The following is a 15,579-nucleotide window of genomic DNA, read 5'->3' as shown; positions in this document are numbered from 1 at the left end:
TTGATGAATAAAATGCGCGTCCTTATTGCTCCCAATGCGTTTAAACACAGTCTTAACGCGATGGACGTGGCCGTCGCAATTCAGGAAGGGTTACTGGCCAGTGACCCTTCCTTTGTTTGTGAATGTTTTCCGATAGGTGACGGCGGCGACGGTACCGGTGATCTGATGATCCAAAAACATAACGGTACGCTGATCTCCGCGGAGGTGGATGATCCTTTCGGAAGGAAAATCACAGCTACTTTCGGGCTGGTCAATGAAGGCGAGACGGCTATTATTGAGATGGCAAATGCGTCGGGGATTCATCTTGTGAAACCTGAGGAGCTCAATCCGCTGCTGGCGACATCTTATGGTACCGGGGAGCTGATGAAACTTGCCCTGGACAAAGGGGCGAAAAAATTTGTCCTTGCAATAGGGGGCTCTGCTACCGTGGACGGTGGTACCGGAATCCTGCGTGCATTGGGCGTCAGATTTCTGGATGCTGCCGGTACGGAACTGACTGAACCGGAAACATTTACCAGTTTAGCCAGCATTGACGTTTCGCGACTGGATCCGAGGCTTTCGGATTGTGAGGTCACAATCCTTTGTGACGTGGAAAATGTATTACTGGGTGAAGAAGGTTCGGCCGCAGTTTTTGGCCCCCAAAAGGGAGCTACGCCCGAAGGTGTTAAAAAGCTGGATGCAAGTCTGGCCAGATTTGCTGAAATTGCTTTGACCCAGACTGGAAAAGATATGACGTTAGTCAAGCACGGCGGTGCTGCGGGTGGCGTTGCGGCCGGGCTTTATGCTTTCCTGGACGCAAGGCTTGTGAATGGGATCGATTTCTTTCTTGAATTTACCAACTTCGAAAAATCCGTCGCGGAAGCTGACCTCGTGATCACCGGTGAAGGCAGTATTGATGAACAGACATTGCACGGGAAAGGACCTTACGGGGTGGCATTTCAGGCTAAAAAGAAAAACCTTCCGGTTATTGGCCTTGCAGGCAAAATACCACTCAACGGCAATGAAAAGCTCGACCAGTATTTTGACACCTTACTCGCCATCGGGAACGGGCCCGCAGACATGGCAACAGCTATTTCCCAAACAAGAGAGAACCTCGTCCGCACCGCGCGACAGATCGGTAACATGCTGAAAATGTAGTAGGGTCATAATTCCGCGAACTGTGCCGGTTTTTTGAAAAAGCATGCTTCATTTTTTGAAAACTGGTATGTAATTTTTAAGTTTACGCAATTAATATACACGCTAAAAACTACACAATGGAAGCATTAGATTTCTTTTCAAGTTCGATAATCGTTGGCGGGGCAGCTATTGCACTTTACGCTATCGTACGCTCATCTATCCAATTCTTCAATCAGGATATCGTTCTTACCAACAAGAAGAACGGAAAGTCGATCACGCTGGGCAAGCATCCGGAAAGAAACCAATCCCGGGAATTGCTGGAGTTTTTTAATTAATGCCGCCAGCGAAGTCGAGATTGTCGTTTACTCATCACGAAAGTAAGGCAATCGCTACGGTTACCACTATATTAAGCGCCCTCATTTATAAATTTCTCGATGGTTCGGTCAAGGAATTTTTGCTGATTATTGTCGGATTTATAGGTTATATCATTTACCACGGAGGCATTTTTCTGAAAGACACTGTAGCAACAGAGATAAAAGAAAGGGCTTCTTTTCTTTATGCCGATTACCGGATCAAAGGTTTCATTAGAGAACTGGAAAAAGAAAAGTCGAAACCGGGCGTCTCCCGGCAGCGACTCAAAGAAATTGAATCGGAAAGCCGTAATTATAGGGAAGTACTAATTCAGAAGAGACTAGACAGCCTTAAATAAAATGCCTGCCGTTTTTCCCGGCAGGCATTTTATTTTGTCCGCAATCTAGTCAAAGGACATAAACCCACTCATAAATTCGGCTCCCTTGTACTCCAGCCCTTTTTTCACTTCGCCGTTTGCGGAATTGTAAACATAAATGGCATTGCCGGCGCTCTGGGTATTGGCCATAATCGCTACTTTGCCATTTTTCATTCTTTCAAGCGCGCGTCTAGGATATTTGCTTAAAGGAATGTCCAGTTTGCGTATCGCCTGCGTAACCAGATCAACTTCATAATACTGAATCACAAACCCGGTTTGGTAATCTTTGTAGGCTTTGATCAGGTTGCTGTCAAACACCTGTACAATGGCCTTATTGTTTCCGGCATACACCATACCGCCCGTGTGGCTGCCGCCGAGTTTCAGGGTCATGTTCAGGAAATAACTGTTGTCGAACTCCGAAGTGCCCGCTTTGATGCGCACAATACCGGAAGGCATTGCTTCATTGGCAGCCCAATAGTCTGAATTACAGGATACCAGGTAAAGATCCCCGTTTTCGGTAAAACCATGTGAATTGATGATGCTGTAACCAAGGCTGGCTGTTTTGTCTGTGTAAATTGTCTTTTCATACGCCTGGGTTGTGGCATTGAAAATCGCGATGGGTGCTTTGTCGAAGGAAACGTACTTATCATTGGAATGAATGTAAGGGACATAAATCTTCCCTTCCTTCACGATATAATTGCTCGGAATTGCAGTAGCGCCTTTATTGATCGGCAACTTGATCGTCCCCTTTTTTTCTTCGGTCATCGTATTCGTATTGATGATCTGGTATGTAAACACACTGTCCGTCGTTTGTCTTGGACCGGTACTTACCATCAGCCGGGTATTGTCAAGAAATGTGTATACCGGACCGCCGCTGATCCCTGTGTTTGGAACAGAACCTTCATCTTTGAGGATACCGTTTTTATCGACGGAATACTTGGTCAGCTTCTGAGGCGAATTGAGATAAACAAAACCAGGCTGGGTTGTAACCAGTACATTGTCAGGGAGTCCCGCAATTTCCTGTGACTTTTCAATATCCGCAGTTCCGATTTCCAGGTCATCCAGGATGTGGAAAGGGTAAGATTCCTGCGCGGGCAGACTAAGTGAAACGATGTACTTGTAAGCTTTTTCAGCCGGAGGCTCAGGCGTGGAATTGTCGTCGTCTTTGCAGGCTATGAAAATGCCGCCTGAAACCAGCAAAGCGATAGATAAAAAGGTAACGGATTTGAAATTTTTCATTGTTTTAAACAGATATAATAAAATAAAGGGGATCAGTGAATAAAGTATCTGATTTTCAGATAGCAGGCTCTTCCGGGTTTTTGCATGAGAAAATTATCATAGGCCCGCACATTGTAAAGATTACGGACATCAAACCCAAGGCTGTAATGGTCATTGGGTGACGAATAGGTCACACCTGCATGGTTTACAAACTGGGAGGGGACATAATTTTTGGTTCCGGTCATTGAAATTCCTTCGTATTTCAGGAAAAAACGGTGGATGTACTGAACATTGTAGTAAGCGGAAACGGACGGTTTTTTAATTGATTTTTTGCGAAACCTGTAAGAAACACCTGCATTGCCCATCGCAAATGGAATGTTGGGAAGGCGGTTCCGGTAGATCCTGCTTTCGGTGGTAGTGCCCTGGATATATTTCTCATTATTAAGCACATTTTGCCAGGTCATATTGGCGCTCAGCGAAATTTGTTTGTTCCATGTGTGCATAGCGTCGAGTTCGAAACCCTTGATTCTCACATTGAGCAAATTTTCATAAAAGCTCAGTTTGCCGTCGGCATTCAGGAAGATATAGTCCTTAACATCGCGCCAGAAATAATTTCCTTCGATTTTAAAAGTATAGTTGTTTGCATCAAGCCGATAATGGATGCCGGTATTGAAATTACTGCTGCTCTCGGGTTTCAGTCCGGGGCTTGCGAGTATCGTATAGCCATCACCGAATATTTCCCTGTCTTCCGGAATCCTGAACGCTCGTTCAAATGAAAGCCTGACAAAAAGCTTGGGCAGGATAAAATATCTTCCAGCCAAGGAAAATCCCGGATTGTACTGACTGGTGCCAATATCATCTATGGTCGTTTTGCCTCCTTTATCGACGATCGCCTGGCGGGTGAGCATATCAAAGTAATACATTTTGAAAGCAGCCATAGCGCTCAGTTTTTCATCAAAAAGTGTAGCTGTGTAACCTAACCCCAGTATTTGCTTGTGTAATTTGTTAGGGCTTTTGAAAGGTGCGTCTTCTTCTTTTCCGATACGGTTTTCGCCTTTTCTTGATAAGTAGGAGCCGATATAGTTGATACTGATCTGATGATTGGGCGAGAGGTCATAGGCAACATGGGCACGGTGAAGGAAAAACGACTGGTCATAACGGAAAATGGTTTTTTCACGGACGAGCTCGCCCAGCGAATTGTTTTCAATTCGGATCACCTGCCCACTCCAGTCATATCTTTTTGACGAAGTATCTATACTCGTTCGTTCGAGGGTGCTATATTGTGCATAGTAGCTCGTCGATAAGCCTTTGGCCGCCCAATTGCTGCGACGGAACTTCAAGGTAAAATTGCGGCTGTCCTCATCAGTTGTTGCTTCGCCTACCGGCGTCAGATCTAGGCTGTTCTGAACATCCTGTCTTAGCATTGCTTTTGAAAAACCAAGCATGAACTCGTCCGCCCATTTTACGTCCGTAAAACCACCTTCAACCTGTCCCATTCCTGACCGGTAGTGATCGTGAAACCTTTTGATATCAGTGCGGATGAACTTTTTCTGCTCATAATCATAGATTTCCATGTCGTTCATCCGGTAATTGTTAGCGCTGTAATTATAAAAACCATTGGTCCGGATCGTAAACCCGGTACGTTTCAGCCGGTGTTTTCCGCTAAACGACGCCCTGTGTGTGCCAAAAGAACCGATACTATATGCAGCGTCCAGAAATGAACCGATATCCTGTTTGGAAATGATATTTACCGCTCCGCCCAGGGCGTCACTGCCCAGGCCGATCGGTACTACACCCTTGTAAACTTCGATGCGATCCACCAGATTAACCGGGAAGTTATTCAGGCTAAAAGTCCTTCCCAGGTTTTCCATCGGAATGCCGTCAATAAAAAACCTGACCTGTTTGCCTGAAAGTCCGTTAAGCGAGAAATTAAAATCAGAGCCTAATCCACCGGACTCCCTGATCCTGACGCCGGTTGACTGGTCGAGGATCTGGTTGATATCGAGCGTTTTGTTCTCAAGTTCGCGGGTCTGGATGACATTCACTGAAAAAGGTTGTTCCGCTGTTTTTTGCGCTTCCTTTTTGCCTTGAACGGTTGCCTCATCCAACTGTTTGACGGCAGGCGTGAGCTCAAAATGAATTTTTATTTCTTTTGAAGTACCTGCCAGGCTTGCTCTTCTGGACTGTTCCTGAAATCCGACTGCATTGGACTTGAAATAATGGTTTCCGGCGGGGATTCCGGTTATTTTGAAATTGCCGTTTTCGTCGGCTGTGACCGCAATCCCAAGTGAATCGATCTGTACAGTGGCGAAAGGAACAGGTTTGCCGTTGTTTTCCCTTACTTGCCCTGAAACGGTTTTTTTACCCGTGACCTGCGCAAATGTATTCAGCGGATTTGTGATCAAAATAATGAATATCAATACGATTAAGCGCAACATTTTGCCTGATTTTTGATACCGGGAAATTTAAATCCCCATGAATTGATGCGCTTTACCTTGCAGCCGAAGCGGCAGATCATAAATTCTGTCTGTGTCGACCAGCACCATTTCCTCCGATTTATAATGAAACTGAAGTGCGAGGTAGCTCTTGCCTTTTTTGCAAGCCAGCGGATAAGAAATACCTTCCGGAGCTTTACAGCTTGCGTTCAGGACTATGTCAATATCGTTTTCGCTGGTATTTTTAATTTCGGTATTCCCGCAGATTGCGAAAGCAACCCTGGTTTTGTGCGGCCCCTGCTCAAACCGGGCCTCACCGGACGGCGGCAGCTTAAAATCCAACCCTGCCAATTTGTAATTCCTGTAAGTGCTAGGGCTCGTATTCCTGATCGAGTAATGCTGCCTGGGTTTGACCAGAAAGTCCGGGGCAAACCATCCTGCCAGTAGCAAGCAGGCGGCAGCCGCATAACGCAGCCAGATGGTTGTCCGGACAGGTTTTTGTTTGTTGATGGTCTTTCGGTTGATTGCATTCCAGGTTTCGGCGAGTAATTCCTGTTCATTCCTGACCGGCCTTGCCAGCCACTTTCTGACTGTGCTTTCCTCATCAGGGCTGCATTTTCCGGAAAAGTATTTATCGAGTAAATCTGGATCGATCGGCTGCATGGATTCGCTGGTTTTGATATGAGTAACATAAACCCAGTCTTAGTCCCAGTTCAAAAAGAAAAAAATGTCATTTTTGGGAAATACGCTGACTTCGTCGATTGCGGAAACGTCAGATTAACTTATGAAAGACAAATGAATATCAGGAACATGTCCCTGATACTGAGACGCAGAAAGCCTAGTGCTTTGGTAAGATGATTTTTTACAGTTTTTTCCGAAAGGAGCAGGGCGGAAGCGATTTCGGGGACTTTTAATCCTTCCTGCCGGCTAAGTTTGTATACTTTCTGACATTGTGCGGGCAGCTGCTCCACGAGATTGTCGATGCTTTTTGTAATGTCGTTAAACTCAATTTCACGTTCCGTGCTGAGATCATTTGAATTTTGCCTCAGCCCGACCTGTGCCAGCACACGCTCGTCCGTAGCTCTCCGCCGGCAGTAGTTATAATATTGGAACTTGGCACATCGGTACAGATAGTTTTCAAAAGGTCCCTCTATTTCAATGCTGTGACGACGCTCCCACAGTGAACAGAAAATTTCCTGGACCATGTCGGACGCTACCTGCTCGTCTCCGCAGAAAGTGCAGCAAATTCTTAATAAAACGGGAGCATGCTGGTTGTACAAAAACTCAAATGTGCCTTCCTGGTCAAGCCGCTGATACAAAGGCAGTATGTCAGTTTCATTGTCCGGGTACATTCTGTTACGAGGGCTTTTTTGAAGGTTACAAACTTATGACAGGTTTGTTAGATTTAAAATTTATTTGGACTTGTTTTAAATAACTATTTATTTTTGCGGCATCCGGCACGCAGGCTGATCAGAATTTTTTGACAAAAAATTGAAAATCTTCCGGCGTCTCCGATACTATATAACTGAACCGAACATGAAATTTTTCAACATATCCTCTGCGACTCCGGCAAAAAGACCCTTAAAAAAAGAAGGGAAATCCCGCTTCCGGCGCATCAATGACTGGCTTCATTTGTGGCTGGGCCTTATTTCGGGGGTTATCGTGTTCATTGTTTGTATTACAGCCTGTATCTGGGTTTTCAATGAAGAAATCACATCCTTGCTGAATCCTGAAACGCGGGTTGAAAAACAGGATAAGCCCGTTCTGACACCTTCTGCGATCAGGCAGATTGCCGCAGCTGCATACCCCGGCGAGGAAGTCAGCTATGCCGAATACCATCAGGGAAGGACTATCCATGTTGCGGTTGGTGATTATGAAAAACGGCATTACACGTTGCAACTGGAACCGTATTCCGGCCGGATCGTGAGCCGCGAAATACATGAAAAAGACGAAGAAGGCTTTTTCCGGTGGGTGCTCATGGGGCATCGGTTTCTATGGTTACCTTATGAAATCGGCCGGCCGATCGTCAACTATGGAACAATGATTTTTGTGGTGCTGCTAATTACCGGGCTGATCTGGTGGTACCCCAAGAAATGGTCGAAAAGCACGGTCGATAAAAGTTTCAGGATCAAATGGAACGGTACTTTCAAGCGGGTTAACCTTGACCTGCACAATGTACTCGGGTTCTATTCACTTTTGTTTTTGCTGGCTATCGCGCTTACGGGCATGGTATACGGGATCGAATGGTATAGCAAGGGCCTTTACTGGGCCACCTCAGGCGGCGAAACTTTGGCGGAATACCGTGCGAAAAGCTCTGATTCTCTTCAGATAAACAAATTTTTTACGGCGGATCAGGCGATGGACAAAGCTTGGAATATGGTGCTCGATGCTCATCCTGACACCAAAGGTTTTTATTACAGCTTTCCGGATACAACGGATGCCAAATCGGCGATTTCCATATACGTTTACCCGTCTGTCGGGCAGTTTTACAACAGCCAGAGCTACGCTTTCGACAGGCATACGCTTAGACAGTTGCCCAGAGACGGTGTGTATGATGTGGAATTCGCCGGTGCGTCCTTCGGCACGAAGCTGAGGAAAATGAATTATGATATCCACGTCGGCAGCATACTCGGTTTTCCAGGTAAGGTGCTGGCGTTTTTTGCATCATTGATCGGCGCCTCCCTGCCCGTAACGGGCTTCATTATCTGGTGGAACAGAAGAGGTTTTGGTAACAGCAAGAAGAAAAAGAAAAAGGGACAACAAAGAACCGGGGATCTGTCCGGCGGTATTATCGTGGCTGATGAAAGGCTGGCCGGAACGTCTGCCAGGAAAACCAGACGGCCTGTTTTTAAACCCGGACTGCAGGACATATAACGGTCACAGGGGGCAGCAGAACCGTAAGGTTTTTTCCCGCTAATCATTAATTCTTTTTATATTCGGCTTGAATATAAAAACGGTATGGCTGCCTGCGGAAATCTCAACGATGATGAACTCAAGTCTCTGCTGACACAGGGTTCGGAGGCAGCTTTTGACGAAATTTACAGCAGGTTCTGGAAAAAACTCTATAACGAAGCATACAAACGGCTGCATAATCCGGAGCAGAGCGAGGAAATTGTACAGGATATTTTCATAGATCTCTGGACAAAACGTGCGCAAAAGGAAATAGATAATCTGGCTGCATACCTGGTCACTTCGGTGCGTTACCAGGTTTTTATGCTTTATAATAAAACCAAAAAGCTGCCCTATTTCGAGGAGCCGCTGGACTACATTGCGCTTTCTTCGGAGGAGGCAGATTCAGGATGCTTTGAAAAAGACCTGATCGCCGCGGTACAAACCTGGCTGAACCAGCAGCCTGAAAAGCGGCGGGAAATATTCAGGCTGCGCTACCTGGAAGAAATGACCACCAAAGAAATCAGCGAACATCTGAATATCTCTCAGAAAACTGTTCAGAACCAATTGAATACAGCCCAGGACAGCCTTCGGTCATCGGTTTCAAAGCTGCTTTTTCTGACTGCACTGGCCGCCTGTTTTTCCTGAAAAACACTTCTGTAACGGGTAAACGCACCCTTGCATTTAGCCTTCATTTACACTTTCCGCGCACAGCATATTGCTTTGCATTTTTGTTAATTAAAAAAAATTGCTTCCTGTATGGGAGGTTTTTACCGATTAATATACTGTATAATTAAAGATCGGTATACAGATGTCAGGAATGAACAAAAACGAATTCAGGAAGCTGGTACAAAAGTATCTGGACGGCGTGGCCACTGCGGATGAAACGCTGGCTATTGAACAGTATTATCAGGTTTTTCAGGATGAAGCTGACGCGACCGATCTGATGGATGATGAAGAGGTTTCGTCTCTGGAAGCTCGGCTGAAAGACAATATCTCCAACCGTCTGCGCACGCCCGAAAAGCCGGCGGTGCATATTTTCAGCACCTGGTATTTCCGGGCGGCGGCCATTTTTATTGTATTAGCCGGGGTAGCAAGTACTTTTTTTCTTTCGCGAAATCACAAAGACAAGAAAAGTACAACGGTGGCACAGGCCGTCAGTGCCGAAAGGAAATCGCCCAATCGTTTTGTTACGCTTCCTGACGGGAGTACTGTTGTATTGCATGGAAAAAGCAGTCTGACCTACGGAAAGGAATTTAACAAAACCACCCGTGAGGTAACCCTTGTCGGGGAAGCTTATTTTGATGTCGTGCATTTGGGACCAGGTCAAAATAAAAAGAGCGATGTGCCTTTTATCATCAGCACCGGAAACGTAAAAACGACTGTTTTGGGCACAGCCTTCAACATCAAGGCGTGGCAAGATCAGAAAGAAGTGGTCATTACCGTAACCAGAGGCAAAGTAAGAGTTGAAAATGAGCGTAAACTGCTGGCGATCCTGACCGAAAACAAGCAGGTTGTATTCAATACCGCTACCCTGCATTCAGGGGAGAAAATGGTCAGAGCCAATGAAACTGTGGCCTGGGCGCAAACAGACATGACTTTCGATGCCCTGCCATTCGGGGAGCTCGCAGCGCGGCTTGAAAAACGTTATGATGTCAGCATATCTTTTAAAAACCCTGCACTCAGGCAATGCACGATCACCGGCCGGTTTTCGGGGACGGAAACAATTGAGGAAGTGTTCAGGATACTTTCGACGACGAGCAATACGACGTTTTCGATCAATGGCCGGGATCTGGTCATTGACGGGGAAAAATGCCACTAAACTTCTGATCCACTAAATCTTTAACAAATGACCTATACTGGAAAATACAACAGCAGGGCACCGTAAGACCCGGCCGATTGAAAACAAAAAAACTCCCCGGCCTTGGACAGCGATGAGGAGTTCTTGTTCAAAAAATTGGAACCAACTTTCTAAACATAACAAAAGTATGCAAAAATCTTTAGCTTTTGCAAGCTGGGTATTCCCTATTTCCTGGCAGGACAGGGTGTGGGCTAATTTTCTCAATCTTATGAAAATCAGCTTTTATTGTTGTACCATCCTTATCATTACCGCCGAGCTTTTAATGGCGAATGTAAGTGGAGCGCAGGATATCCGGCAGAGCCGTGTAGCCCTGGAGCTCAACAATGCTTCTCTTAAAAATGCCCTCGAAAAATTACAAGAGGAATCGGGCTACAATATCTTTTATCTGTCCCCGAAAATCACGCCGTATACTGGTATCAGTTTAAAAAAAGAGACCCGTACGGTTTACAGGACGCTGGAACTGATCCTTAACAATACGCACTTCGATTTCAGGCAGGAGGGCAAGACAATTATCCTCAAAGAAAGACCTCAGCCGGTACTTTCCATCCCTGTGCTTCCGCCGCCTGTAAACGGGCAGGTCACAGACGAGAACGGGGAGCCGCTGCCCGGAGTGAGCGTGGTACTCAAAGGCACCACCCAGGGCACGACCACCAATACGCAGGGTATGTTCCAGATCACCGTTCCCGACGAATCCAGTGTTTTGATATTCAGCTTTGTAGGCTATCAGAGCCAGGAGATTTTATTGGGTAGCCGGGGCGTGGTCAACATCACTCTGAAGGCCGATACCAAGTCACTGGAAGAAGTGATCGTGGTTGGGTATGGCACGCAGAAAAAAGCCACCATAACCGGTTCAATCGCTACGGTCGACGGCCGCACACTTCAGGCCGCACCTTCGGTCAATATCACCAATTCCCTGGCAGGACGTTTGCCCGGCCTCGTAGCCGTAACACGTTCGGGAGAGCCTGGAAATGATGCTACTACACTGCGGATCAGGGGTTCCAATACGCTGGGTAACAACTCTCCGCTCATTGTGATCGACGGGATAGCCAACCGGACCATGGAAGGGCTGAACCCGTCTGATATCGAAAGCCTCACCATTTTAAAAGATGCTTCGGCTGCCATTTATGGTGCGCAGGCTGCCAACGGGGTAATCCTGATCACCACGAAAAGAGGTGTTGACGGCAAGCCGAGGATCAACGTGACTTTTAACCAGGCGTGGAGCAAACCGACCATTATACCAAAAAATGCTGATGCTGCTACGTACGGACAAATGCTGAACGAGATCAGCGAGTACCGCGACCGTCAGCCGGTGTACACGGATGCCGAGCTGGAAAAATTCCGGGACGGTTCCGACCCGCTCAGGTACCCCAATACCGACTGGTTCAAAAGTGTTTTCAAACCCTATTCCCAGCAGCGTGTCACCAATGTTTCGGTGCGGGGCGGTTCCGAGAATATCAAATATTTTGTTTCCGCCGGAGCCAAATACCAGGACGCGATCTATAAAAATTCGGCGACCAATTATTCCCAGGCCGATTTCAGGATCAATCTCGATGGCAAGCTTTCGAACTACGTCAATTTGGGCGTAGACCTGGCGGGGCGGCAGGAAAACAGGAATTATCCGAGCGCGTCTGTGAATACGATCTTCAATACACTTTTCAAGAGCAAGCCGACCATGATCGCCTACTGGCCGAACGGGCTTGCCGGTCCTGATATCGAGCGGGGCGAAAACCCCGTGGTGCTTGTTACCGACCAGACGGGCTACAACCGCACCAAATCGTACATCATGCAGAGTAATGTGAAACTGAGCATTACCAATCCCTGGGTAAAGGGCCTCTCACTGACCACCAATATTTCTTTTGACAAAACATTTATCAACGGAAAGATCTGGCAGCGGCCGTGGTACCTCTATACCTGGGACGGACAGAGCCTGGATGCTGATAACCAGCCGGTGCTGGTGCGCGGGCAACGCGGATTTTCGGAGCCGAGGCTTACGCAGAATACCATGAATACCAATCGCTCGACATTGAATGCATTGCTCAATTATGAAAGGCATATCGGCAACAAACATAATATCAATGTGCTGGTCGGGGTGGAGCGTATGGTTGGCGATACAGCAGGCTTTTCCGCGTTCAGAAGATACTTCATTACAGCTTCTGTCGACCAGCTTTATGCGGGTGGCGATCTTGAAAAAAATAATAACGGTTCCGCCTCTGAAAGTGCCAGAAAGAACTATTTCGGGCGGCTTAACTATAATTATCAGGGAAAATACCTTGCTGAATTTGTGTTCAGATACGACGGCTCCTATATTTTCCCGGAAGCCAAACGCTTCGGTTTTTTTCCGGGCGTTTCGCTGGGGTGGCAGGTCAGCGAGGAAAATTTCTGGAAAGACAAAGGGTTGTTTGTCAATTACTTAAAAGTAAGAGGTTCGTGGGGTAAATTGGGAAATGACCGGATCACGCCTTACCAGTACCTTTCCAGCTACGGATTTTCCACCAACTATGTTTTCAACGGAGACGTCGAAAAGAAAACGCTGCCCGAACTCCGGATTGCTAATCCCAACGTTACCTGGGAAGTTGCCAACCAGTCGAACATAGGGTTGGAAGGGGAGATGTTCTCCGGCGCGCTGCATTTCTCGGCGGATTATTTTTACAATTTCCGCAATAACATTCTGTGGTTCCGCAACGCCTCCGTGCCTACCACTACGGGGCTGACACTTCCCCGCGAAAACATCGGCGAGGTGATCAACCAGGGTTTTGAATTTGAAGTGGGCTATAACCGGAAAATCGGCGATTTTGAATACGGGGTTTCCGTAAACGGCGGACACCAGAAAAACAAGATCCATTTCTGGGATGAAACGCCCGGCCTGCCTGAATACCAGCAGTCTACCGGGCATCCGATGAACTCGGCCCTTTATTACCAGGCCATAGGCATATTCCGTGACCAGGCTGCGGTGGATAATTACCCGCACTGGGCGAATGCCAGACCAGGCGATATCATTTTTGAAGACGTGAACCGCGACGGCCAGATCGACGGCCAGGACCAGGTCAGGAACGATAAAACAGACCTGCCGACTTTTACGGGCGGTGTGAGCATTAACCTCAGATATAAGGCTTTTTATGCTGATATCCTGTTTCAGGGCGCTGCCGGTGCGGTAAGGACTTACTTCACCAACTCTGGAAATTTCGGGAATTTTCTTGCAGAAGACGCCGACGGACGGTGGACAGATGATAATCCCGACGCTACCAAACCGAGGACATGGAGTACAACGGAAGAATATTGGGCGTCCATCAACAATACCTACTGGGTCCGTAACAATGACTATATCAGGCTGAAAAACCTCATGGTCGGTTACAATGTACCTACCCAGGTGACCAAAAAACTGGGACTGTCAGGGCTGAGAATATATGCGAGCGGCGTAAACCTGCTGACGATCGACAAACTGAAAAGTTTCGATCCTGAAACCATCGGTTTCTCTTATCCTACCAACAAATTATTCAACCTGGGCGTGGACATTAACTTTTAGCAAGATGAGAAAACTAATAAATTTTCCCAAGATCCTGTTGCTTCTTGTTTTTCTGATGGCATCCTGCCAGGAAGATCTGCTGGAAACAAAACCACTGAGTGAATTTACCGAGATAGATACCTGGAATGACCCGGCGCTGATCGAAGCTTTTATCAATAGCATTTATCTGAGCGTCGACAATTCTTTCAACGGCGGCGACGGTGTGCTGAAAGGCCAGTTTGTGGACGAAATGCATGACCAGTGGTACAGCTTTTTTGAATTTAACAATAGTCTTCTGACAGCCGATGATCTCGCTTCCTGGAATCATGAGGAGTGGACAAAGCTCTATAAAAGTGTGAGATATTGTAATCTGTTTCTTGAAAAAGAGGCTCAGCAGCAATTGGATGCCACTTTTTCGGGAGATAAAGCACTCAAAGACCGCATGACCGGCGAGGTGTATTTTCTGCGGGCGTACTTTTATCAGCAGCTGGTGAGCCTGTACGGCGGGGTACCGATCGTGACCGGAATCTTCGGTCTCAACGATGCTTTTCAGGTTAAAAGAGATACCTATGCGGATTGTATTAAATTCATTTCGGAAGATCTGGACAAGGCCGCTGCGCTGCTGCCGGTTGCACAAACAGGCGACAATCTGGGCCGTGTAACGAAGGGTGCCGCACTGGCCCTGAAATCGCGGGTACTGCTTTATGCGGCCAGCGATCTGCACAACAAACCTGTGGCCCCGGCCTTTTCAAATCCTGAACTTCTGGGATATACCGACGGCGACCGTACCGCGCGATGGCAGGCCGCCAAAGACGCCGCGAAGGCTGCAATTGATCTGGGTGCATACAGCCTTTATAAGCCGGAACCCGCTTCCAAAGAAGAGGCTGTACAGAACCTGATCGATATGTTTATCGTAAAACAGACGCAGGAAGATATTTTTGTGCGGTTTTTCCGGCCGGAAACCAGGCAGAACAACCTTGCACAAGTGGCCGGCCCGAACGGCTACCATTTATACGGGGAAGATACGCCTTCGGGACAACTTGTGGATGATTTTGAAATGGCCGACGGAACCCGGTTCAGCTGGACAAATCCGGCCCACGCGGCCCAGCCTTACAAAGACCGCGACCCGCGTTTTTATGCCGACATATTGTATGACGGCGCAAAATGGAAAGCAAGACCACCGGATGTGCAGGCGCTTGAACCAGTGGGCGTTATTCAAACCGGATCCTGGGAAAAATGGGATGCCGCAAAAAACGAAATGGTAATAGTCCCTGGCCTAGATACCCGGAACAGCCCGATCGAGAATTTCAATGCAGGATATACCGGTTATTATCTCAGAAAACTCATCGATCCCGCAATTGACGGGCAATATTCCGGCCAGTCTGTGCCTTTGCGGTATATCCGGTTCGGCGAGGTCTTACTGAATTATGCGGAAGCGTGCATCGAACTCGGACAGGATGTTGAAGCGAAAAAATACATCAATATGATCCGGAAAAGGGCCGGTATGCCCGATATAACGGAAACCGGCGCTGCATTGCGGACGCGTTACCGGAATGAAAGACGCATTGAACTGGCTATCGAAGACCATCGGTTTTATGATGTGAGAAGGTGGATGATCGCCGCCCAGGCCTACACAGGATTTACAGGCGTAAACATTGTGTATAAGCTGAATCCCGATAAAACGACCGCGACGATACCAACAATCAAGCCTATTGTAGTACAGAAAAGTGCCTGGCTGGATAAGGCTTACTTTTTCCCGATCATGCGGACGGAGATCAATAAGAATAATTTATTGGTACAAAACCCGGGTTATTGAACTGGTATCAGTAAA

Annotated in this window: 12 protein-coding genes; 8 read left to right on the top strand and 4 right to left on the bottom strand. The window is 47.2% G+C overall.

Going from position 1 to position 15,579, the window contains the following annotated elements; genetic code table 11:
• The first annotated feature begins 12 nt into the window (after positions 1 to 12).
• From FBF61_RS01815 to FBF61_RS01805, 3 genes are all read left to right on the top strand, one after another.
• On the top strand, positions 13 to 1,137 hold the full coding sequence (locus FBF61_RS01815) for a glycerate kinase (protein ID WP_166444395.1): 1,125 nt from the start codon (positions 13 to 15) through the stop codon (positions 1,135 to 1,137).
• A 116-nt stretch (positions 1,138 to 1,253) separates the two neighbouring features.
• Positions 1,254 to 1,451 (top strand): hypothetical protein, encoded by a 198-nt coding sequence (locus FBF61_RS01810; RefSeq protein WP_138475455.1) that lies wholly within the window; start codon positions 1,254 to 1,256, stop codon positions 1,449 to 1,451.
• Complete coding sequence (locus tag FBF61_RS01805; RefSeq protein ID WP_138475454.1) at positions 1,451 to 1,825, top strand: hypothetical protein; 375 nt, start codon at positions 1,451 to 1,453, stop codon at positions 1,823 to 1,825. Before FBF61_RS01810 ends, FBF61_RS01805 begins: the two co-directional genes overlap by 1 nt.
• A 45-nt stretch (positions 1,826 to 1,870) precedes the next feature.
• Here FBF61_RS01805 and FBF61_RS01800 read toward each other — a convergent pair whose 3' ends face one another.
• From FBF61_RS01800 to FBF61_RS01785, 4 genes are all read right to left on the bottom strand, one after another.
• On the bottom strand, positions 1,871 to 3,082 hold the full coding sequence (locus FBF61_RS01800) for a DUF4374 domain-containing protein (RefSeq protein ID WP_138475453.1): 1,212 nt from the start codon (positions 3,080 to 3,082) through the stop codon (positions 1,871 to 1,873).
• A 32-nt stretch (positions 3,083 to 3,114) separates the two neighbouring features.
• Positions 3,115 to 5,499 (bottom strand): TonB-dependent receptor, encoded by a 2,385-nt coding sequence (locus FBF61_RS01795; RefSeq protein ID WP_138475452.1) that lies wholly within the window; start codon positions 5,497 to 5,499, stop codon positions 3,115 to 3,117.
• 27 nt (positions 5,500 to 5,526) lie between these two features.
• The gene (locus FBF61_RS01790) at positions 5,527 to 6,159 is read right to left on the bottom strand and encodes a hypothetical protein (RefSeq protein WP_138475451.1); all 633 of its coding nucleotides are present in this window, start codon (positions 6,157 to 6,159) and stop codon (positions 5,527 to 5,529) included.
• A 119-nt stretch (positions 6,160 to 6,278) separates the two neighbouring features.
• Entirely contained in the window at positions 6,279 to 6,848 is a 570-nt protein-coding gene (locus FBF61_RS01785) for an RNA polymerase sigma-70 factor (RefSeq protein WP_138475450.1), read from the bottom strand.
• Positions 6,849 to 7,032: 184 nt separating this feature from the next.
• On the opposite strand from FBF61_RS01785, the gene FBF61_RS01780 reads away from it, so the two are divergent.
• The 5 genes from FBF61_RS01780 to FBF61_RS01760 all read left to right on the top strand — a co-directional run bounded on the left by FBF61_RS01780 (position 7,033) and on the right by FBF61_RS01760 (position 15,564).
• A complete protein-coding gene (locus tag FBF61_RS01780) occupies positions 7,033 to 8,370 on the top strand; it encodes a PepSY-associated TM helix domain-containing protein (RefSeq protein WP_138475449.1) in 1,338 nt (445 codons plus the stop codon).
• A gap of 84 nt (positions 8,371 to 8,454) precedes the next feature.
• Positions 8,455 to 9,033 carry an RNA polymerase sigma factor gene (locus tag FBF61_RS01775; protein ID WP_138475448.1) on the top strand — a complete coding sequence of 193 codons (579 nt, stop codon included), beginning with the start codon at positions 8,455 to 8,457 and terminating at the stop codon, positions 9,031 to 9,033.
• Between the two features lie 172 nt (positions 9,034 to 9,205).
• A complete protein-coding gene (locus tag FBF61_RS01770) occupies positions 9,206 to 10,207 on the top strand; it encodes a FecR family protein (RefSeq protein WP_166444394.1) in 1,002 nt (333 codons plus the stop codon).
• 166 nt (positions 10,208 to 10,373) lie between these two features.
• Positions 10,374 to 13,769, top strand: coding sequence for a SusC/RagA family TonB-linked outer membrane protein (locus tag FBF61_RS01765; protein WP_205748210.1), 3,396 nt, complete (start codon positions 10,374 to 10,376; stop codon positions 13,767 to 13,769).
• A gap of 4 nt (positions 13,770 to 13,773) precedes the next feature.
• Positions 13,774 to 15,564 carry a RagB/SusD family nutrient uptake outer membrane protein gene (locus FBF61_RS01760; protein WP_138475446.1) on the top strand — a complete coding sequence of 597 codons (1,791 nt, stop codon included), beginning with the start codon at positions 13,774 to 13,776 and terminating at the stop codon, positions 15,562 to 15,564.
• The last annotated feature ends 15 nt before the right edge of the window (positions 15,565 to 15,579 follow it).

The organism is Dyadobacter bucti, from assembly GCF_005869225.1.
Taxonomy (GTDB): Bacteria; Bacteroidota; Bacteroidia; order Cytophagales; family Spirosomataceae; genus Dyadobacter; species Dyadobacter bucti.
Note: the sequence above shows the minus strand (reverse complement) of the source record. Positions and strands in the feature narration are given on the sequence as shown.

Coding starts and splice junctions, on each gene's coding strand:
- FBF61_RS01780 (WP_138475449.1), top strand. CDS start 7,033: ATGAAATTTTTCAACATATCCTCTGCGACTCCGGCAAAAAGACCCTTA.
- FBF61_RS01800 (WP_138475453.1), bottom strand. CDS start 3,082: ATGAAAAATTTCAAATCCGTTACCTTTTTATCTATCGCTTTGCTGGTT.
- FBF61_RS01765 (WP_205748210.1), top strand. CDS start 10,374: ATGCAAAAATCTTTAGCTTTTGCAAGCTGGGTATTCCCTATTTCCTGG.
- FBF61_RS01775 (WP_138475448.1), top strand. CDS start 8,455: ATGGCTGCCTGCGGAAATCTCAACGATGATGAACTCAAGTCTCTGCTG.
- FBF61_RS01770 (WP_166444394.1), top strand. CDS start 9,206: ATGAACAAAAACGAATTCAGGAAGCTGGTACAAAAGTATCTGGACGGC.
- FBF61_RS01805 (WP_138475454.1), top strand. CDS start 1,451: ATGCCGCCAGCGAAGTCGAGATTGTCGTTTACTCATCACGAAAGTAAG.
- FBF61_RS01790 (WP_138475451.1), bottom strand. CDS start 6,159: ATGCAGCCGATCGATCCAGATTTACTCGATAAATACTTTTCCGGAAAA.
- FBF61_RS01810 (WP_138475455.1), top strand. CDS start 1,254: ATGGAAGCATTAGATTTCTTTTCAAGTTCGATAATCGTTGGCGGGGCA.
- FBF61_RS01785 (WP_138475450.1), bottom strand. CDS start 6,848: ATGTACCCGGACAATGAAACTGACATACTGCCTTTGTATCAGCGGCTT.
- FBF61_RS01815 (WP_166444395.1), top strand. CDS start 13: ATGCGCGTCCTTATTGCTCCCAATGCGTTTAAACACAGTCTTAACGCG.
- FBF61_RS01760 (WP_138475446.1), top strand. CDS start 13,774: ATGAGAAAACTAATAAATTTTCCCAAGATCCTGTTGCTTCTTGTTTTT.
- FBF61_RS01795 (WP_138475452.1), bottom strand. CDS start 5,499: ATGTTGCGCTTAATCGTATTGATATTCATTATTTTGATCACAAATCCG.